At 53.5% G+C, this 20,107-nt stretch carries 12 protein-coding genes and 1 pseudogene; 8 read left to right on the forward strand and 5 right to left on the reverse strand.

Annotated elements, in window-relative coordinates:
- Window positions 1-517 precede the first annotated feature (517 nt).
- The 6 genes and pseudogenes from VM554_02540 (at window position 518) to VM554_02565 (ending at window position 11,374) form a co-directional block, all read left to right on the forward strand.
- Window positions 518-1,339, forward strand: a pseudogene (locus VM554_02540) (Ig-like domain-containing protein).
- Window positions 1,340-1,393: 54 nt separating this feature from the next.
- Entirely contained in the window at window positions 1,394-2,095 is a 702-nt protein-coding gene (locus VM554_02545; protein HVJ07236.1) for an Ig-like domain-containing protein, read from the forward strand.
- An 88-nt stretch (window positions 2,096-2,183) separates the two neighbouring features.
- On the forward strand, window positions 2,184-3,542 hold the full coding sequence (locus VM554_02550; protein ID HVJ07237.1) for a hypothetical protein: 1,359 nt from the start codon (window positions 2,184-2,186) through the stop codon (window positions 3,540-3,542).
- A gap of 362 nt (window positions 3,543-3,904) precedes the next feature.
- Entirely contained in the window at window positions 3,905-7,243 is a 3,339-nt protein-coding gene (locus tag VM554_02555; protein ID HVJ07238.1) for a carboxypeptidase regulatory-like domain-containing protein, read from the forward strand.
- Between the two features lie 298 nt (window positions 7,244-7,541).
- Window positions 7,542-10,202: a glycoside hydrolase family 3 C-terminal domain-containing protein gene (locus VM554_02560; GenBank protein ID HVJ07239.1), complete on the forward strand. Its 2,661-nt coding sequence runs from the start codon at window positions 7,542-7,544 to the stop codon at window positions 10,200-10,202.
- A 38-nt stretch (window positions 10,203-10,240) separates the two neighbouring features.
- Window positions 10,241-11,374 carry a metallophosphoesterase gene (locus VM554_02565; protein HVJ07240.1) on the forward strand — a complete coding sequence of 378 codons (1,134 nt, stop codon included), beginning with the start codon at window positions 10,241-10,243 and terminating at the stop codon, window positions 11,372-11,374.
- Window positions 11,375-12,089: 715 nt separating this feature from the next.
- Here the strand turns inward: VM554_02565 and VM554_02570 are convergent.
- The 5 genes from VM554_02570 to VM554_02590 all read right to left on the reverse strand — a co-directional run bounded on the left by VM554_02570 (window position 12,090) and on the right by VM554_02590 (window position 17,551).
- The gene (locus tag VM554_02570) at window positions 12,090-12,929 is read right to left on the reverse strand and encodes a hypothetical protein (GenBank protein HVJ07241.1); all 840 of its coding nucleotides are present in this window, start codon (window positions 12,927-12,929) and stop codon (window positions 12,090-12,092) included.
- Between the two features lie 236 nt (window positions 12,930-13,165).
- Complete coding sequence (locus VM554_02575) at window positions 13,166-14,287, reverse strand: SIS domain-containing protein (protein HVJ07242.1); 1,122 nt, start codon at window positions 14,285-14,287, stop codon at window positions 13,166-13,168.
- A 34-nt stretch (window positions 14,288-14,321) separates the two neighbouring features.
- Window positions 14,322-15,578, reverse strand: a complete 1,257-nt coding sequence (locus VM554_02580; protein HVJ07243.1) for an MFS transporter — start codon at window positions 15,576-15,578, stop codon at window positions 14,322-14,324.
- A 2-nt stretch (window positions 15,579-15,580) separates the two neighbouring features.
- Window positions 15,581-16,483: a dihydrodipicolinate synthase family protein gene (locus tag VM554_02585; protein HVJ07244.1), complete on the reverse strand. Its 903-nt coding sequence runs from the start codon at window positions 16,481-16,483 to the stop codon at window positions 15,581-15,583.
- Between the two features lie 45 nt (window positions 16,484-16,528).
- The gene (locus VM554_02590) at window positions 16,529-17,551 is read right to left on the reverse strand and encodes a hypothetical protein (GenBank protein HVJ07245.1); all 1,023 of its coding nucleotides are present in this window, start codon (window positions 17,549-17,551) and stop codon (window positions 16,529-16,531) included.
- A gap of 133 nt (window positions 17,552-17,684) precedes the next feature.
- Between VM554_02590 and VM554_02595 the strand changes: the two genes are divergently transcribed.
- Together VM554_02595 and VM554_02600 are read left to right on the forward strand one after the other, a co-directional pair.
- On the forward strand, window positions 17,685-18,872 hold the full coding sequence (locus VM554_02595) for an AGE family epimerase/isomerase (protein ID HVJ07246.1): 1,188 nt from the start codon (window positions 17,685-17,687) through the stop codon (window positions 18,870-18,872).
- A 136-nt stretch (window positions 18,873-19,008) separates the two neighbouring features.
- Complete coding sequence (locus VM554_02600) at window positions 19,009-20,085, forward strand: sialidase family protein (GenBank protein HVJ07247.1); 1,077 nt, start codon at window positions 19,009-19,011, stop codon at window positions 20,083-20,085.
- Window positions 20,086-20,107: the final 22 nt, after the last annotated feature.

Genomic DNA, 20,107 nt, shown 5'->3' on the forward strand with positions numbered 1-20,107 from the left:
TCCGTCTCATGCGCAGCTTTCGTGGGGATGAACCGGTAGGAGATGTTATTGGGAGATACCTAATTTCGCGTTCCCCACACACGTGGAGATACCGGCATTATGAAGTGGACGACTTCTGCGGTTTTGGTCCACCCCCCTGGACCTAGCAAACTCCTAGGCTGTACTGAGTCAATACACCCGAATGAAACTTGTCGCCGATCCGCTATGTCGCCGCGCAGATCACCCTCTACAGTCGAATCGTGCCGCTAATCAAACTGATGGGAATGTCGATATAAATAGAAATTAGCTCACCAGCGGGGGCGTAGGTCTCGAACTGCATCACAACACGTCGTACAGTGGGTCGCATGGGTAAACCATGCGACCTTTTTTTGCACTCGTACTCGGCAGTCTGAACGGAATCAACCACAATCAGGTTTTGCCGATGTATCCCTTAACCAACCAACGCGTGGATGATCCGCGAACAGGACATTCAATTGACTTTCAGTAAGACTCTTCGTCGCTTCCAACCGCGAACGATGGGAATACCATCACGTTCACCGCGACCGTGTCGCCCTCATCCAGCAGTAGTTCAATTCCCACAGGGTCGGTCGAATTTTATGTTGATTCGATGCTTGTAGGAACTAGCTCTCTGGACACGGCGGGCATCGCTACCTACTCCACTGTTCTCCCCAGTGGTGTTCATAGCGTTTCCGCAATGTACGCCGGCACTATCGCGTTTGGTCAAAGCACGTCGCAGAACCTTCAACAGATTGTTCTGACTCCGACGACAACCACCATTACTGCCGGTTCTGTTACAAACTGGACACAGGGAATATCGCTCGGATTTTCGATTCAGGTCCTGCCGGTGTCAGGAACCAACGCTGTTTCGGGCCTTGTGGACGTGTATGTTGGCAGCACGCATCTCGGGACTGCAACGATCATGAGTGGTAGCGGCGTGTTTAACACGTCGGCCCTGCCTGTTGGTTTGGACCAGGTGACGGCAGCGTTCGAAGGAAACACGCTCTTCGCGAGTTCAACTTCATCGCCCGTTGCGGTTACCATCGATTCGGCCAACCCGGTGGCAACAACGACAACTCTGACGCCTTCGGCAACCGCGATCTCTGCCGGTGGTTCAATTAACCTCGTGGCAACTGTCTCGCCGGCATCCGGCACGACAACACCCAGCGGAACGGTCACATTCTTTGATGGTGGCGCGCAGCTCGGTACGGCTTCCCTGTCGAACGGATCGGCAAGTCTTACCACTCATGCTCTTGCAGCCGGATCTCACCAGCTGATTGCAAGCTATAGCGGCGGTTCCAACTTCAGTGGGTCTACTTCCGCGGCCGTTGTGGTAACGGCAGCGGCGGCAACTCCAGTGAGCACCACCACGGTACTGACACCTTCGTCAGCTCAGGTGGCGCAGGGATCGACCGTCACCCTTTCTGCTACGGTCACTCCGGCATCCGGATCAACGACCCCAACAGGCACGGTGAACTTCTACACAGGAACGACTCTGCTCGGTTCGGCTCAACTCTCCAACGGAGTAGCCGTATTGAGTACGACCGCGTTGCCTGTTGGAACGGATAGCCTCACCGCGCAGTATGGTGGTAGTTCTTCGTTTGCCGTTTCAACCTCAGCAGCAGCTTCAGTCACCGTTGTTGTTCCCGATTTCACGATGGTTGCTTCTCCTTCGGCAATCACGGTGAAGCGTGGCTCGACGGCCGTCTCTAAAATCACCATCAATCCGGAGAATGGATTCAGCCAGACCGTGACATTCACTTGCTCGGGTTTGCCGTCTGGATCCGTTTGCAGCTTCGGCACCCCGGTCCAGAACGCCGACGGAACCTCGTCTGTGTCGTTGAGCATCAGCACCGCTGCAACCACAGCTGCTCTTGACTCTGACAAGCGGAGCGGCGCTCCTCTCCTGGCCCTGTTGCCCTCAGAGCAACACGCCGAGGTGAAGCAGTTTCCCTGTGAGATCAGTGTTCCAGTTCCATATGAGGTCACAGATATCGTAATAGCTGTTCCGATGGCCAGACGGGCGGAAGTCATAATTAAGATGGTATGTGGTCAAGTGTTCGCCGGATACATTCCCGGGACCCACGAATTTATTTGAGATTCATATCGTTGCGACATACTTGATCGGTTGGATGGCTTTCGGCAGATGTTTCTCTTCTTTTGCCATTGAAGGACAGCATTGAGCAATGGTTGAGTTCGCTTTATCTCAAGACGCGCGCTGGCAGACTGTTGAGCGTGTCATCCAGTCGCCCGCGTTTCGCAAGGCTCCGCGATTATCCCAGTTGCTCAACTATTTGGCTGAGCACACTCTTCTGGACGAAAGGGACCGCCTGACCGAGTCTGCTATTGCTGCTCACGTGTTCGGGCGGACCGACGGCTTCGATCCCACTATCGACACCATTGTGCGATCACACATGATGCGATTGCGTCAGAAACTGGAGCAGTGTACAGAGGCGGACCAGATGTCAGAAGGTATCCGGATCGTTATTCCCAAGGGCGAATACCTGGTTCGATTCGAGCAGGGCATACAGATACCGAACGGCCACCTTCCGGACGGCTCACAGGAGACAGAACGGGGACAGACGCAGAAAAACTCAACACCTGCATTGATTCAACCCCAAGTGGAGGAATCGAATCCTACGGTCGAGCAGGAGACTCAAATCGCGCGGCTGCGCCGTTCATTCTTCCGGCTAGCCTTAGCTCTGGTGGTCGTCAGCACGATCGCATTGGTAAGCGTCGGCGCTCTCATTGTTAATCTGCATTCCAGACGCGATTTCGGCGATGAGATGCGTTCGGGAAGCAACACGCTGTGGAATGTAATGTTCCGGCCCAACCAGAAGACGCTCTATATCGCGCCGGATAGCGGACTGGTCCTTTTCCACAAAATTACGCAGAGCAGTTCGATGAGCTTGTCCGAATACCTGCAAAGGGACTTTAGAAATGAGATGCGAGACTTGCCGCGGGACAAAGTCGCCGACGCGCTGGAGATCGCCAATCGCCGGTACACGTCGGTTGTAGATATTGCATCGGCGGCACATTTCAGCACTTTGGCAGCGCATCATCGAAGCACGCTGGTGCCCAAATTTGCGCGTGATCTGCGCATGGATGATTTCAAGCAGGGAAACGTCATCCTGTGCGGCGCCCGTTATTCAAATCCGTGGCATGAAGTCTTTGAGCCAGAGCTAAATTTCGTCGGGAGTATGGATACAGCTGGGCATACCTATACGTTTGTGAATAAGCATCCCATTCAGGGGGAGCCTGCTTTCTATCGAGTTCCATGGATCGGTTCGGAGATGCTGGGCTATATAGCCTTCGTTCCCGGCATGAACGGCAAAGGCAACGTACTAATTATTGAAGGCAGTTCAGCCGGCGGGGGAGAGGCGGCTGACGATTTCCTGTTCAACGATGCGCAGTTGCAGGCATTCCTTGTCCGGATCATGCGGAAAGACGGTTCTCTTCCATATTTCGAATTGCTCTTGAAGGCAAACAGCGTTGATGGAAACGCTGGTCCTCTCCAGATTCTTGCGTATCGCACCCACTCCTGACAGACACCGACTCTCCCACACCTGCTTTGCGTACCCTACCTTCCGGATAGCCATATGCCAACGGCATGACGTGCCGCAGCTCCTGGACCGGGATTGTAGTCGCCGATCAATGCCTGTTTCCATGCCAATCATCGAGGGCGAGGACTGTGAATCATTGGTAAATTCGGATTCCGGCTCAGGTGCCTTGTTCCCTCCAAGATGATGATTCTGAATGACTTGCTTCGTTGTCTACAGCACGTGACATCACATTGTCACAGCCAGGTTGTGACTGGACGGAGGGTTCCCCCCTCGACAGACTGATCTCAGCTGACCGCAATTCACACCAGATACATGCGGCATGAACCATCAAAGGGAGAGTTCCAGTGAGGCGCATAGTTTTTCTGCTTATTCTGATCTGTTCGGAGGGTCTGCTAGCTGCACAATCCACGACCGATCAATATATTTCAGGAACTGTGGTCGATCCGTCAGGGGCGGCTATGGCCCAGATTACGGTTACCGCAATAAACCAGGGCACGAATCTTACCCGTGCCGCGTCGACCAACAGCCATGGCGAGTACCTGATTCCCAATGTCCCTGTCGGGACCTATCGCCTGCTCACATCCGCGCCGGGATTCAAGAAGTATGAGGCCTCACGCGTAGAAGTGACGATCGGACAAAATGCCCACTTCGACATTATGTTGGCCGTCGGCAATAACAGCGAAGTAGTTACGGTAACGGATAGCGCCCTCAAGGTAGATCCGACAAGCGGGGAAGTTAGCCATCTCATCACAGGCGAAGAGGCGAACGAAATTGAGCTGAACGGACGCAATTACGTCCAGTTGCTGGAAATGCTCCCGGGGATTTCGACGACCTACAATAGTGGTTTCTCCCTGTACAACAATTATGGCGGCAGCATTGGCGCTGTCTCGATCAACGGACAACGGCCGGGGACCAACGCGTGGTTTCTCGACGGTGCCAGCAACGTGGATACCGGCTCGGGTGGCAGCGCTCTGGTCAGCATCAATCCCGATTCCATCGGGCAGATGCGCGTGCTGACCGCAAACTACAGCGCGGAAAACGGCGGTAATTCAGGTGGTGTGATTACCGTGGCCGTGAAATCCGGATCGAAGCAGTTTCATGGAACGCTGTACGAATATTTCCGCAACGATGCAATCCAGGCCTATTCCTTCAACTCTATTGCCAAGCCGGAGCTTCGCTACAACTCCTTCGGCGGCAACCTATCGGGCCCCGTCCTCATTCCAGGCCTATTCCGCAATCAAGACCGCAAACTATTCTTCTTTTTCGGCGTGGATTTCCGAAGGGAGCTCCAGGGAAGTACGAATACGTGGACCGTACCATCGGACGCCTTCCGTAAAGGTGATTTCTCCTCGTTGCCGGCGGCTTCATGGCCCAAGGATCCGCTAACGGGAAAGGCGTTTCCCGGTGGCATCGTGCCACAGTCGCGCTGGAATGTCAGCTCGTCGCGCCTCTTGCAGAACTATCCTCATCCCCTGCCGCAGCTAGTGACCAAGACGGGTAGCAATTTTGTCTTCAATACGGTTGCTCCGATCAACATGGATGAATATCTGGCCAAGATCGATTACAACCTCAACAGCAAAAATCAGTTGATGTTCCATTACTACCGCGATAACTTGCTGACAACCCTGAATCAGACTGCCGTCAACACTTATCAGCGTTATATGCCGGGTAAGAGTATCAGCCTGCAGTGGACTTATGCTCCCAGTTCTACGTTGATCAATGTGGCGCAGGCGAGCTATTCGGGGGACGTCGTCGACAATGGCAAACACTATGCACCAAACCCGCTCTTTGTGACCGATGACACGCGCACGGGCGAGGGCGTGGTTTACCCCACGCTGTTCCCATATGCTTCACAGATCAACGTTATTCCAAATCTCTACATCTCTGGCTACAACACGCTCTATTCGACGCCGGTCGTCTATCACGGCGCGATCGGGATCTACGACTTTAGAGACGACGTCACAAAAGTTGTTTCCACGCACACCCTGAAATTGGGCGTCGATTACTACCTCAATCACAAGAATCAGAACAATGTCCCAGTGGTGAACGGATCACTTGCCTTTAATACCACCTCACGCCCTGCGGGACCGACGGCGACGACTGGGAACTCAGTAGCCGATGCTTTGATCGGAAACTTCTACTCCTATACGGAAGCCAGCGGCGTTCAACAGGGACGTTTCCGCTTTACGCAGATCGAGCCCTATGTGCAGGACGACTGGCGTGTAACTCGCCGCCTCACGTTGAACCTTGGCTTGCGCTGGGCCTATATGCAGCCGCAGTACAGCCTCTGGCATAACACCCCAATGTTCCTGCCGGAGTATTACGATCCGGCTCAGGCGGTTCAAATCAATAAATCCACCGGTGCCATTATTACCAGCGCGGGTGGAAACCGCTATAACGGCATGGTGCTTCCCGGCAGCAGCTTTCCTAAGTCGGCCATACCCCACATCCAGGGCGCGACTGATCCGGCAGTGCTGGCCCTATTCAAGGGACTTCCAAAAGGTGTGGCCAATACGCAGTGGGCCACGTGGCAGCCGCGCATTGGCTTTGCCTATGATCTTTATGGAAACGGCCAGACCGTGCTGAAGGGTGGATACGGCATCTTCTACGAGCGCGTACAGGGGAATACCTTTATCGCTTCTGTCGCAAATCCGCCGTTTGTTCAGCAGCCTCTTCTGTACTATGGCAACATAGGTAACCCAACAGGTGGGGCCCTCCAGAGTTTTCCCGGTGGGATCAACGCCTCGCACCGCCTGGACGTAAGGGTTCCGCGCACGATGAACTATAGCTTCGGAATCCAGCAGGCGGCGGGAAGCTCTGCAGTCTTCTATCTCACCTATATCGGTTCAAAAGCCGCGGACCTTCAATATATGCCGGACATTAACCAGTTGCGCGCAGGCACTCTCACGCTTCCTGCTAATAAAGGAGTGAACGTGAACGCCCTTCGTCCATATGCTGGTTATACCAATATCTATGAATACACTACAGGCGCCACCTTCAACTACAATTCTCTGCAGGCCCAGTTACGCAAGAGATTTGCCAGGAAGGGAACGCTGAACTTTGCATATACGTGGTCAAGAGGCCTGACGGATGCGAACTCCTTTAACTACACTCCGCAGGATAGTTACAACCTCAAGAATGACTACGGTCCGTCTTCCTATAACAGGAGCCAGATCTTCGTTGCCAGTTATGTCTACGAGCTTCCCTTCTGGCTCCACGGCCGGACCTGGTATCAGAGAGCATTTGGCGGGTGGCAGGTCTCGGGTGTGGACAAGATTCAGAGTGGTCTTCCAATCAACATCACGATGAGTAACGATGTTGCCGGCATCGGAACGGCTGGCTCTCAGCGGCCGAACCGCATCCTGGGCGACTTCTATCTGCATGCGGACCGCAAGCAGTGGCTCAATGCCAACTCCTTCACGGCTCCCGTGGCCGGAACCTTTGGCAATCTGAGTGCATACGCGGCTCATCTCCCGCTCTTCTCAAACTGGGATGTCGCTGTACAGAAATCCTATGACTTCGAGCATGGCCTCTCCGCCAACCTGCGTGCGGAACTGTTCAACTTCCCTAATCACTTGTCTTATACAAGCGTAATCGCGAACACCAGCTCACAATCTTTTGGACAAGTGACTGGTGCCACCGATCCGCGTACCCTGTCGCTGGCCGCTAGGGTCAGGTTCTAGCACAAAGTATTCACGCGTTACGAGCCTCGTGCCTGAAACGGCTATCAACAACGGCATCCGCTTGACCCCAGTGGCGAAGCGGATGCCGCCACAAGGTGTTTTCGCATGAGGGGATGGAAAGGCTGCGCGTACCGGCCTATCCGCTACAAACAACCATGGCACAGTGCGAAGCTAATCTGCCGCGCTTCCTTATGGAAGCCCGTTCTCCGTAAACAAGACCTATTCTTGTCAGGCCCATGCTCACGGTACAACGCCGGGAGTTAGGCCCTGGCGTGATCGGCATCCCCAAAGCGACTGCTTGTTCGGCGAAGAGCGCCCACGGTTTAGGCGATCCTCTGAGCAGCAATTTCGAGCTTTTAGTGAAGAGCTTGAGCACCAGCAGCGTCAGGATAGGAAACAAGAAGAGAGGGAAGAGATGCGGAAACGTTCTGCAATCGTTGGCCTGCTGTTATGTATCTGGATCACTGCAAATCTATGTGGCCAGGAGATGTCCGCAGTCAAGCCTAACGCAGAGGTCGATTTCCGGGTGGAATCGATTCTGAAGAAGCTCACTGTGCAGCAGGAGCTGGATCTCATCGGCGGTGAAGATAGCTTTTACGTTCGTGCAGTTCCATCTGCCGGGCTGCCGCGTCTCAAGATGTCTGACGCTTCCGTCGGCGTCCGCACATGGGGACCTTCGCCTGCCTATCCTGCAAGTATTGCTCTGGCTGCCAGTTGGGATCCTGAGTTGGCCTATCAAGTAGGCATATCGCTTGGCTTCGATTCCAGGGCGAGAGGTGTCCACTTTTTGCTGGGGCCGGGAGTCAACATTTATCGCGCCCCCATGAATGGACGCAACTTTGAGTACATGGGAGAAGATCCTTATCTGGCCTCGCGCATTGCCGTGAAGTTTATTGAAGGTGTGCAGAGTACAGGGGTCGTCGCTACTGTAAAGCACTATGCTGCAAATAACTCAGAGTATGACCGCCATAACACGAGTTCCGACCTGGACGAAAGGACGCTGCGCGAGATCTATCTACCTCCATTCGAGGCTGCCGTCAAAGAGGCGAATGTAGGAGCAATTATGGATTCCTACAACCTCATCAATGGCGTTCATGCAACCCAGAACGACTGGCTTAATAATCAGATTGCGAGAAGCGAGTGGGGCTTCGGTGGCATCATCATGTCCGATTGGCACGCAACCTACAACGGTCTTGCAGCGGCGAAAAATGGACTGGACCTGGAGATGCCCTCGGCGGCATATATGAGTTCAAAAAACCTTCTTCCCGCAATTCAATCAGGGGCACTGCCTAAGTCCGTTCTCGATGAGAAAGTGCGGCGCATCATCCGTACCGCAGTGCGCTTTGGTTTTCTCGACAGGCCGCAGCAGGAAAACCGCATTCCGCTTGACAGCAGTCTGGCAAGATCAATCGCATTGCAGGAGGCACGCGAGAGCATCGTCCTACTCAAAAACGAGGCTTCGTTACTGCCGCTCGATGCGAAATCCATTTGCTCGTTGGCAGTAATCGGGCCGGATGCATGGCCGGCCATTTCAGGCGGAGGAGGCAGCTCGCACGCGTCGCCATATAGCGCTGTCAGTGTTATGAACGGTCTCACGCATTTCGTTGAGGTGGCCCACAGCGCAGAGAAGAAGCAGGGTTGCCCGTCGGTTCTGTATGATCGCGGTCTTCAGGACGAGGGCGAGTTTTTCCGTGAAACGAATTTCACCAGCGGCGCGAAGCGGGGGCTCAAGGAAGAAATTTTCGCCGCGCCCGATCTGTCGGGTAGGCCTGTCCAGGAAGCACAAAGAGAGCACCTGACGATGGAGGATCTTGCTTCCTCATTCTCTGGTCATGACACTTCGCGCGTCAGTGTTCGATGGAGCGGAGAGTATCTTCCGTCGAAGCGCGGCCCGCAGCTGATCTATCTTGCAGCTTCGCACCGGGGTGCTTACAAATTGACCGTGGACGGAAAGGTCCTGATCGAACGCAAGGAAAATATGGATCAATCTTCCCGATGGGCTGAGTTCAACGCCAGCCCGGGAAGATCTGTTCACGTGGAAATAGATTTTCTGAACGTCCCCCTCAGCGAACGGGTAGGCGTTGGTATTGCCGCAACTTCAGACCTTGTGACCGAGCGTGCAAAAGCAATAGCGGCCAAGGCTGATGCCGTTGTGCTGGCGGTTGGCTACGACCAGAACACAGAAGGGGAAGGATACGACCGGACATTTGAACTTCCATGGGGACAGAACGAACTAATTCAGCAGATAACTCGGCTGAACAAGAAGACGATTGTGGCGGTGACGGCTGGCGGTGGAGTGGATATGGCGTCGTGGATCGAGAAAGTCGCAGCGTTGGTCTATCTTTGGTATCCCGGGGAAGAAGGGGGAACAGCTCTGGCTGATGTTGTGTTCGGTTCTACAAATCCGGAAGGAAAACTCCCGGTAAGTATCGAAAATGCATGGAAGGATAACCCCGTCCACGATACATATTATCCGACAAGCGGCATTGATGCGGTCAATCCACACATTCGCTATGGAGAAGGTGTCTTTCTCGGCTATCGCTACTATACGAGTTCTCAGGTCAAGCCGCTGTTCCCATTTGGCTTTGGGCTTTCCTATACCACGTTTCGATTCTCCAATCTTGTGATAAATCCAGCATCGGCCGAGGAAGGGCATGAGATCCACGTTTCCCTGGATGTAACTAATATCGGAAAAATAGCAGGCAGTGAGGTGACAGAGCTATATATAAGCGATCCTTCTGCCACAGTAAAGCGTCCTTTTGAAGAACTGAAGTCCTTTCAAAAGGTGCATCTCCAGCCTGGAGAAACAAAGCGTGTCAGCTTTTCCTTGGACAAACGCGCATTTGCTTATTGGAATGAAGCGAATCATGAATGGAGGATCGATCCCGGGAAGTTCACGGTTATGCTGGGGAATTCATCCGATCACCTTCCTTTACAGGGGGATTTGACGCTCCGCTGATTTGCCGGGATATGGTCGGCCCCCCGATGAAATGCGAGGTGGGTTTCACTTTCAGGATCGGTCTTGAAGAGGGTGGAACCTGTGCCATTGTGCTCACGATTGCGATGCCGTCAATTGATTCTGCCAATCAATTCCAGAGATGTGTTTTTATGTCCAAACTTATGCAATGTTACCGGAGAAAAATATTGAAAAGACGGGATTTTTTGTTCAGTGCTTCCCTCAGTGTTTTAGCGTCCGGAGTGACTCAGGTTAGTGCCTCCACTCTGGCCTCGATTGAACCGGCGGAAGATAAATCGTCTAGCGTTCGATTCGGCATCATTGCCGATCTGCATCACGACTTTACGTTCGATGCGCCAAAGCGGCTGCAGGCGTTTGTTGATGAAATGAATCGACTCAAGCCTGATTTCATCCTGGAGTTAGGGGATTTCTGCTGCCCAGTCGAAAACAACACGGCCATTGTGGACATTTGGAACCACTTCCATGGGCGTAAGTATCACGTGATCGGTAACCATGAGATGGACCAGAAATGTTCCCGGGAGCAAGTGGTTCGTTTTTGGGGAATGCCGGGCCGCTACTACAGCTTTGATCGAGGTGGCTTTCACTTTGTTGTCATGGATGGAAACGACCCTGATCCCCAGAATCCCGGAGAGCGCTATCCGTCAGGGATTGATCTAGAGCAATTGGAGTGGCTAAGTGAAGATCTATCCAGCACCCGGTTACCCACCATAGTCTTTTGCCACCAGGGTTTTGATAACACTGCAGTCCGTAACAGAGAGTCAGTTCGAACCTTGCTGGAGAATACGCCTAGTCGAAATGGGCGAGGGAAGGTCATAGCAGTATTCTCCGGTCATTTCCATAGTGATTACTACAACCTTATCAATGGGATTCACTATATTCAGATCAACAGTGCTACATATCAATGGTGTGGAAAGAACGTGAATAACGATTCTTTCGGTACTGCGGCAGAGAAGCTTCATCCGCTGATCAAGTACATGGCTTTTTATCAGGATCCACTGTGGGCCTACGTGGAGGTAAGCCACAAAGGGGTCTTGGAAATCCACGGTAGAAGATCAGGGTGGTTGGGTAAGTCGCCTCATGACCTCCATCTTGTTGAGCACGAGTGGGATCATTCATCCGTCCCATCTATAACTGATAGACGGCTTCAATGGTGAACGGAGGTTATTACTCGCTGCAGGGGGAATGCTTAGTTCGCTAGTAATGACTAAGGGCGGCTCCGAAGGACAGCGACGACTGGGTGCCTTCGATCTGGAAGGAGAGTACGGCCTCCCTGCGAACGTATGTATAAAGGAGTAGCGAAAGCTCGAACAGCAACGCGCACTTGTCTTTCGCCGGAGGTAGGGAAGTGCAAGCTAGCTTTACAAATGGGGCAACTGGTAGCGGATCAGAGCAATCCCCAACCTCGTCGTCTTCACTCGTGATCTCGAGAACGAGGTTTGTTAAGGTCACCCTCTCGATCGAGATACTCCGCGATCTATTCAGGAAGGGTTGCTCGAATCCATACCGTGAAGACCGACCCTGGCCCGGCTGGCTGGTTACTGTGATGTTGCCGCCGTGGGTTTCGACGATCGCCCTGCTAATTGCCAGGGCCATGCCAGTACCCGATGTGCCATCCGATTGCGAGCGCGCTCGATAAAAACGCTCAAAGATCAGGGGCTGCTCGGCTGCATCGATGTCGACACCCCGGTCCGCAATGCTGATTGCGACTCCTCCATTTCAAGGGAAAGCGAGATCAGGCTGCCAATAGCATCCGGAGTTCCGCAGTCTCAGCGGACAGAGCTGCTCCGCGCAGTGTCAAAAGCCCCTTAGGTCGAACTCCGGTTTGTCCGAGATTGATTGCCGGGTTGATGTTCCAGTTGCGGAATCGAATCATTTGTCTTCCGGCATAGTGCCTGGTTTGTGGTAGCTGAAGTAGGTGCTATCTTCGCGCTGAGAGCGGGAAAACAGCAAAAGGACGGTCGCTCTTGTTTCCATGGAAAAGTGGCTCGGCATCCACACTCCATCCGCAATAGGATCTTGTGCAAGTTCGAAACGCGTTCCCGGATCTACCCGTGCAATGAGCCCTCCAATCCAAACCGGGTGAACCACTTCAACTTCACCCTTGACCCAGTGAAAATCAGCAGCATCAATCCATAGCGTGCCTTGCATACCCGTCAATGCTTTGGCTAGTTTGTTCGGAGGGTGATACCCTCGCCGAGGCTTTCCCTTCAATACGTAGACTCGATGCGACCCCAGCATCTGCTCTCCCGACAAGGTAAAATCGAACGCATTGGTCAGCTCTCCCATCAGCACGTGATATCGCTCACGGTCTTTCTGGTATTGCCCGATCCGCTGTTCCCGTGCCTTCGCAGTTTCCTGTTTTCGCTGCGCGATTGCTGCAGCGAAATTGTGCTTCTCTCTGGCTTGGTCTTCTGGAGACAGCGGCCTGTCGTCGATGGCTACCAACCGGTAGTATCTGGATCCCTCCAGCATAATTACGTCGTAGGTCCTGGTCGTTCCTCCGTCGCGCTTACGCTGGAAATAGTCGTAATCCTGTGCCGAATCCCAATCCTTATTGTTTGGTTCGATGGAACGCTGAACGATCTGCTGCGCGCTGAGTTGCTGCGCAGGTAGAGAAATTCCAGGCAGGAGCGAAGCAAACAGCACAGCAGAGAGCAGGTGACGGGCGCCTGGATGAGGAGTGCGGCCTATCGATACTTTCAGGGGCATTGGCTCAAACTCACTGCAACAAATCAACGTAGATCACTATAGCTTCGGAATGAGCATTACGAAATTATTCTGCAACAAAGGATTCAGGAAGGCTATCGTTCGAGACCCATAGGGTGGCGTGCCGAGTTGCTGGAGGAAGGACTTTGGAAGGAGACACTGAGGAAGGCTACTGAAGTACCACCTCGGCCAGTTCAAATTTGTGGATTCAAACTGGCCGCGGGTACCGTTTTTATAGCCTATTCAGAGACAACAGCTTTGACGAGGTTGCGGGGAGCATCCACGTTGATTCCACGATCGATCGCTGTGAAGTAGGCGAGTAACTGCAAAGGAACAACCTCGAGCATGGGGGCGACGTGTTCCGGGCACTCAGGAATAAAAATCGTATGTTGGGCAAGAGACGGCACTACGTCATCACCCTCTGTTGCAATGGCGATGATTCTTGCGCCCTGCTGTTGCATATCCCGAAGCAACTGGACGGTCTTCTGATAACGGAGAAGGCTGTCGGTGGAATTGGAATCTCTGGTGGCAAGTGCGACAAGAACTGCGGACCGGCTGACCAGAGCATTGGGTCCATGTTTCAATTCCCCGGTAGGATAACCCTCTGCCTGTGCATAGGCAGACTCTTTGAGTTTGAGTGCACCTTCTCGAGCGACGGGATAATGAATTCCCCGGCCCAGGAACAGATAAGTTTCAACTTGATCCAGCGTCTTTGTAAGAGCAGAGATCTGGCTCTCCCATGCAGGCAGAGCGTGCTGCAACAAGGAAGGAATCGTATCGAGGTGCTTGAGGTGCGACTCGATCGTTGCTGCAGTCATCCGTCCGCGAACACGGGCGGCGAAGAGTGCAAGCAGGTTCAAGACCAGAAGTTGCGTGGTAAAGCTCTTGGTGGCTGGCACAGCTTTTTCAATGCCTGCCTGGGTCGGCAGGGAACAATCCGCAAGCTGCGCCATTGGCGACTTCTGATGGTTTGTAATGGCGATGGCCAGAGTTCCGCGAACACGCGCCTCGCGAAGTGCCTGCAGCGTGTCGGCTGTTTCTCCTGACTGCGAAAGGACAAGAAAGCAAGGAGACCGCACCGTCTGCGTAGATCGGTAGATGTATTCGCTGGCGTATTCCACATCTACTGGAAGGCCAGCGAAGTCTTCAATAAGAATTTCGCCAACTAATCCAGCGTGTCTGCTGGAGCCGCTCGCCGCAATCACCATGGCATCTTTGCCAGCCAGGGCATTGAGTGCAGCAGAAAATCTCTCTGCCCGCAGCACATTCTCTTCTGCAAAAAAGTTGAGGGTACGCGCTATAGCTTCCGGTTGTTCATAGATCTCGCGCAGCATGGCATGGGGAAACAATCGTTCTTCCACCTGGTTTCACTCCTATGTTTTAGATCTCGCATACTTAAATCGAAGTAGGGGTCTCTGACGCCTGCAGCGCATGCGGATCGCAAGGACGAAGCCCTGTGACGCTCAGAGCAAAGAGGCAAATGGAACCCGCGACCATAAACGCGGCGGAAATCTCCAGAGCCGTCCCCAGGCCAACGCGGTCTTTGAGCATGCCGGCTGCCATTGCCATTACTCCACCACATACGCAGGAGGTGAAATTGAATATTCCATACGCCGTGGCTCGCAGACTTGCTGGAATGATCTGGCACAGCACAGGCATAAGGTTGCAATCGAAGAATCCGCGACCAATGCCGAAGCATACCAGGCAGGGAAGGAGCACCCACCACGAAGATGTACTGGCAGCCAGAAACAGTGCGGGTCCCGCTAGCATCAACCCGATTGCCTGTGTCCAGGCTCGTGCATGCCGGTTGGTGCGCGACCAGCCATCAGCAAGCCACCCACCACCGAGAATTCCTGCAAAGGATGCAGCCTGGATATAGAAGGTGGAAGAGAAGCCTGCCATCGTTAGGCTTACATGAAAGCGTTCGAACAGAAAAAGAGCCAACCAGGTGTAGATGCACCAGAAGGCAATTGCCGCAAAACAATTTGCCACCACCAGCAGCAGGAATGAGCCATTGGATGCAAGCTCGCGGATCGCGTGCGTAAATGGGAGCATGCTGGCACTGTTTGTTTTGTTCTTCTGCTGCGTTGGTGAGTCTTTCAATCCGAGGAGTAATACGATGGAGTAGAGAACTCCGATGGTTCCGAGCACGTAGAAGACCCGATGCCAGCCATAGTGCTGCCCGATCCATCCACCTCCGACTCCACCCAGCGCGACACCGACGTAGAGGCCACTCTGGTGCAGGCCGATGGCTCGCGAACGCGTTGCTTCACCGTGGTAGTCGGCGATGAGAGCCAGCGCGGCGGGCAGATAGCACGCCTCACTGATTCCCATTAATGCCTGCGCGGTTAATAGTTGGGGATAGCTGTGTGCCAGGCCAACTAGAAAGGTTACGGCGGACCAGATCGCAAAACTGCCAAGAATGACATTACGCCTGTTGAACCGATCCGCCAGATATCCGCCGAACGGACTGACCGCCCCATACACCCATAAAAAGGCTGTACCCAGAAAACCCAACTGCATGCTCGTCACATGCAGATCGGTACGCAACAAGGGAAACAGCGAGAATATAACCTGTCGGTCCAGGTAGTTTAGGGCAGCCACTACCCACAGGAGTCCGACGACGATCCAGGGGTAGATTGATTTCTTCATCGTTACCTTGACATCGCTGGTAATGCCAGCAGCTTACGGCCGAGCTCGGTCTCTGCAACGCTTTCGCGCAGATCTTTCTGCTCGGCGAGTGTCAGGGAGCGACGTGGCAATATGCAGGTTCCACAGTCAATTCCGGTCCACAGCAGAATCTGCTTGACGACTGGGTGAATGGGGAACTTGAGTAGCACCTGAATAAATTCATTGATCTTGTTCTGGACGAGGCGTGCCTCTTCCCATCGTCCTGCTGACGCATGCTGATAGAGCTCCACAAAGCTCTCTGGGATCAGGTTGTAGGTGCTCCCAATTCCGCCACTCGCGCCCATGACAAGCCCAGAGAGTAACATCTCATCGCTTCCGTTGAATACTGCGGTTCCAGTCTGCCGTATAGACCACAGGCGAAAGAAATCGGAGTCGGTGAACTTGAGTCCCATTACGTTTGGAATCGCACAAAGCTCTAGAATCTGCTCTGTCGTTCGAATGGCCGGCGACATGGAAGGGAAGTAGTAGATCATCAGCGGCAGTTCTGAAGCCTGAGCAATCGCCGTGTAGTAGCTCCGGATTTCCTCAAACGAATAGTTTCCTACCGGTGGCAGACTGCTTACCAGGTGAGCACCCGCCTTGGCCGCGTGCTTTGTCAGTGCAACTGCATCGTGAGTAGCAGGAGCGCCCACGTGAACAATGACTGTAGCTCCCTTGGGCGAACACCGGACCGCAGACTCAGCCGCAATCTGTCTGTCGCTGAGCGATAGTTGAAATCCTTCACCTGTCTGGCCGCACACGTAGACGCCCTGAACCCCGGCTTGATACACGCGCTCCAGTAACTTCTCGAAGGGCTTTACCTCAAATTCCCCTGCCGCATTGGCGGGAGTTACTAGCGCTGGGAAAATACCATGTAGCTCAGACATTTGGGAGAACACTCCTTCTACCTAATTAATATCAATTTGAAATATTTATTTATGAAAGCTTAGTTCCAGAACTCTATTGGAGCGGCTTCCTGGCCGGTCTTCGCCGCCCGGAATGACGATTCGTCCGTGCTTCCACACGCCCGCGCCGGTGGTCACGAGGCCCACTGGTAACTGTCCTGCGATGTCCCATGTCTTGGTGATCGAGTTATAGCGCAATACGGTATGGCTGAATCCCGGATGTTTCTCTCCGGGCTTGAGCACGACACCTGCCATGTGTCCGTCATCTCCGCCAAGCAGCAGCACATTATTCTGCGCGTCACAAACGGCTGGTGCCGCGACGGAGGCAGCGGGCAAATCCGGAAGCCGCACCCATCCGTTCGTTGGGCTGAAGCTCCATGCCTGGCGCACGTAATGCCGCGTAAGAGTTCCTTCAGAGGATGGGGCGAGCGAGGCTCCCCCGAGAATATAGAGCTGATTCCGGCAGCCAGCCGCTGCGGCAAGAATTCGACCATCACCGGGCAGGGGAGCTTCTTCGTGCCAGCTAGATGTAGGATGTTCGTCCGCGTCGAGAGCAAGACTCCAAAGATGAGCACTGGCAGGGGAGTCTTTCGATTCCTGACCACCGAAGACGTAAACCCGGTCTCCTGCTATTGCCATCGAGAAGTTAATCATTGGAGTGGGCAGGTCCGGCCATCGCGTCAACTGATAGCCCTTCTTCTGATTTTCAAGGGCCCAGACGCTTCGTAACGCTTTAGCGTCGTCCAGACCGCCTGCCAGCACAAGTGAATGTTTAAGGGATGCAGCACCACCATAAGCCAGAGGTTGCGGCAGACGCGCAACCTGCTGCCAGTGAGTCTGGTCTGGACTGAGAGCCAGTATGCGGTCATCAAATACTTTGATGCCACCCTGGTCAGGAGGTGCTGTCCACCTTGATCCGCCTGCAACCACCATCACGTCGCCGACCGTCCCCACAAGCTGCCCGGCGATCGCTTCCGGAAGAGGAGGTAATTCATGAACCTGCATGATTCCGATAGAAAGGGCGAGAGCAGAGCTAAGTCCAGCTATCATCACAATGTGCTTTCCAGTCACGATTATTGATAATATACTATCGTCTAAATTGTCAACCACTACTTCGGGCCAGAAGAGCGCCGAGAGAAATACGTCCAAAGCTATTTTGCTTCAATAAGAAGCGGAAAGATAAATGGAGTCGAACAACATTATGTTTGAGAGTTACCGCGAGCGATATCGGAACGAATTGCTGGGATCGGTGGTGCCTTTTTGGCTGCACCACTCCATCGATCGTGAGTATGGCGGGTACTTCACATGTCTCGATCGCGAGGGCGATGTATATGACACTCGAAAATACATCTGGCTGCAAGGCCGTGCGGTGTGGACATTGAGCAAACTCTATAACGATGTGGAGCGGCGGCAGGAGTGGCTGGAAGCGGCGGCACAAGGGGTAGAATTTCTGCGGCGCCACGCCTTTGATGACAAGGGCCGATGCTATTTCAGCCTGACACAAGATGGGCGTCCCGTCTCTTTCCAGAGAAAGCCGTTCGGAGCGGTCTTCATCGTAGCTGGTTTTCTTGAGTACTCCAAGGCAGTTGGAGATCCCGAACTTCGCCATGAAGCCATCGATTTGTTCTGGAAGATTAAGAGTTGGATCGAAGATCCCAGTCTTCTTGACCGCCCGTCTTTTGCGGGGCAGCCTGCCACCAGCAACCTTGCAGATGTGATGGTTCTGATGATGATGGTGCTTGAGTTGATGGCGGTGGATAACGATCCTCGTTATCCGGGCTTGCTGGCAGGCTATATCGCAGCAGCTCTCAAGCATCGTGAACCACGCCACAATGTTTTGCTCGAAAGGGTCAGTCCTGACGGAACTTTTCTGCTGGATTCGCCGGACGGCCGGTTATTGAATCCGGGGCACTCAATCGAGGTCACCTGGTTTCTTCTGAAAGCCCTCGAACGGCTGCCAGATTCGAAGTTGCAACGCGAGGTGCTCGGCATCCTGGAGAGTTCGCTGGAATTCGGCTGGGATAAAGAGTACGGGGGCCTCTTCTACTTCATGGATATTGAACAGCGTCCAACTCTGGCGTTGGAATCCACGATGAAACTATGGTGGCCACATACAGAGGCTTTATACGCTGTGATCCTTGCATATACACTCACGCGCGAGAGCCGGTGGCTCACTCATCTTGAGCGGCTCGATACCTATGCATTTCGCCATTTTCACGACCCCGTAGGTGGTGAGTGGTTTGGGTACTGTGATAGACAAGGAACGCCGACCAACCTTTGCAAAGGAAATAACTATAAAGGCTTCTTTCACGTTCCCCGCTTTCTCCTCTATAGCCTTCAGCAGATGGAGGCATTCGATCGCGCAAAATAGGGCGCTCTCGAGAAGAGAGATTCCAAGGTTGTAGATACGGCACTATGAGGTTTGTCACGCACGATTCACTTCAACAACGGAAGGTTAGACATTCTTGATTAAGCACAGATTTAGCATTCTAGCGTTGTGGATGGCCATGCTGCCTATGGCTGCGTGGTCGTCGGACCGCAGCTTTTTTGCACAAGAAGATCTCTTTAACCAGGGGGAGAACCATGTGCATACCTACCGCATTCCGGCCCTGCTGGAGACTCGCAAAGGAGTTCTCCTTGCGGTGGCCGATGCTCGTCCCGACGACAACCACGATTTGCCGGCTCACATCTCTCTGGTTATTCGGCGCAGCTTTAACCACGGTAAGGACTGGGAGCCGGCACATACTCTACAGGCTGTAAAGGAAGGCGGCGTAGGAGATTCCTCGCTGTTGTTGGATCGTTCGAATGGGCGTGTCTGGTGCTTCTTCAACTACGGGCCTCCGGGAATTGGATTTCACAATGCGTTGCCTGGCGCAGTAACCGGGCCTACAACATTGCAACTGCATGCGATCTATAGCGATGATGATGGAGCTACATGGTCTGAGCCGGTAGATCTGACTCCTCAAGTGAAAGATCCTGCGTGGCAGGCGATGTTTGCAGCCTCCGGTACCGATATCCAGACAAGCACAGGACGCTTTCTCGTTCCTCTGGTGGTCCGGGACGGCCACCACGTCATCCATTCGGTCAATGCATATAGCGACGATCATGGAAAGACCTGGAAGGTGGGCGAGTTTATCGGCGTAGGTACGGATGAGAATCACAACGTGGAGCTGAAGGACGGCGTCATTCTGCAAAACATGCGGAGTGGCAAGACTCGTTCGATTGCCCGATCGCATGATGGAGGCGTGACCTTCGAACCAGTAACTCATGACCCAGCTCTCATCGATGCGATCTGTAATGCGGGAATCACTCGATATCGGTTTGGGAAAACCGACGCGATTCTCTTTACCAATTCGGCCAGCAACGTACGTCGTGAGAATCTAACTGTAAAGGTAAGCTACGACGGTGGGCGAACCTGGCCCCTGTCGCGGACCATCAATGCCGGGCCCTCTGGTTATTCAACGGTGATACCTCTCAAAGACGGCAACATTGGAGTCCTGTATGAGCGAGGAGAGGCGACTGAAGAAGAACGGATCACCTTTGCCCGCTTTAACCTTGCATGGGTAAAGGAAAAGCATAAATAAGCGCTGGATCTGTCATAAAAAG

The organism is Acidisarcina sp. (assembly GCA_035539175.1).
Classification (GTDB): domain Bacteria; phylum Acidobacteriota; class Terriglobia; order Terriglobales; family Acidobacteriaceae; genus JANXZS01.

What these genes read in the sequence shown, in the direction of transcription:
- VM554_02550 (HVJ07237.1), top strand. Translation starts at nt 2,184, where the DNA reads ATGGTTGAGTTCGCTTTATCTCAAGACGCGCGCTGGCAGACTGTTGAG.
- VM554_02570 (HVJ07241.1), bottom strand. Translation starts at nt 12,929, where the DNA reads ATGCCCCTGAAAGTATCGATAGGCCGCACTCCTCATCCAGGCGCCCGT.
- VM554_02580 (HVJ07243.1), bottom strand. Translation starts at nt 15,578, where the DNA reads ATGAAGAAATCAATCTACCCCTGGATCGTCGTCGGACTCCTGTGGGTA.
- VM554_02585 (HVJ07244.1), bottom strand. Translation starts at nt 16,483, where the DNA reads ATGTCTGAGCTACATGGTATTTTCCCAGCGCTAGTAACTCCCGCCAAT.
- VM554_02590 (HVJ07245.1), bottom strand. Translation starts at nt 17,551, where the DNA reads ATGATAGCTGGACTTAGCTCTGCTCTCGCCCTTTCTATCGGAATCATG.
- VM554_02595 (HVJ07246.1), top strand. Translation starts at nt 17,685, where the DNA reads ATGGAGTCGAACAACATTATGTTTGAGAGTTACCGCGAGCGATATCGG.
- VM554_02600 (HVJ07247.1), top strand. Translation starts at nt 19,009, where the DNA reads ATGCTGCCTATGGCTGCGTGGTCGTCGGACCGCAGCTTTTTTGCACAA.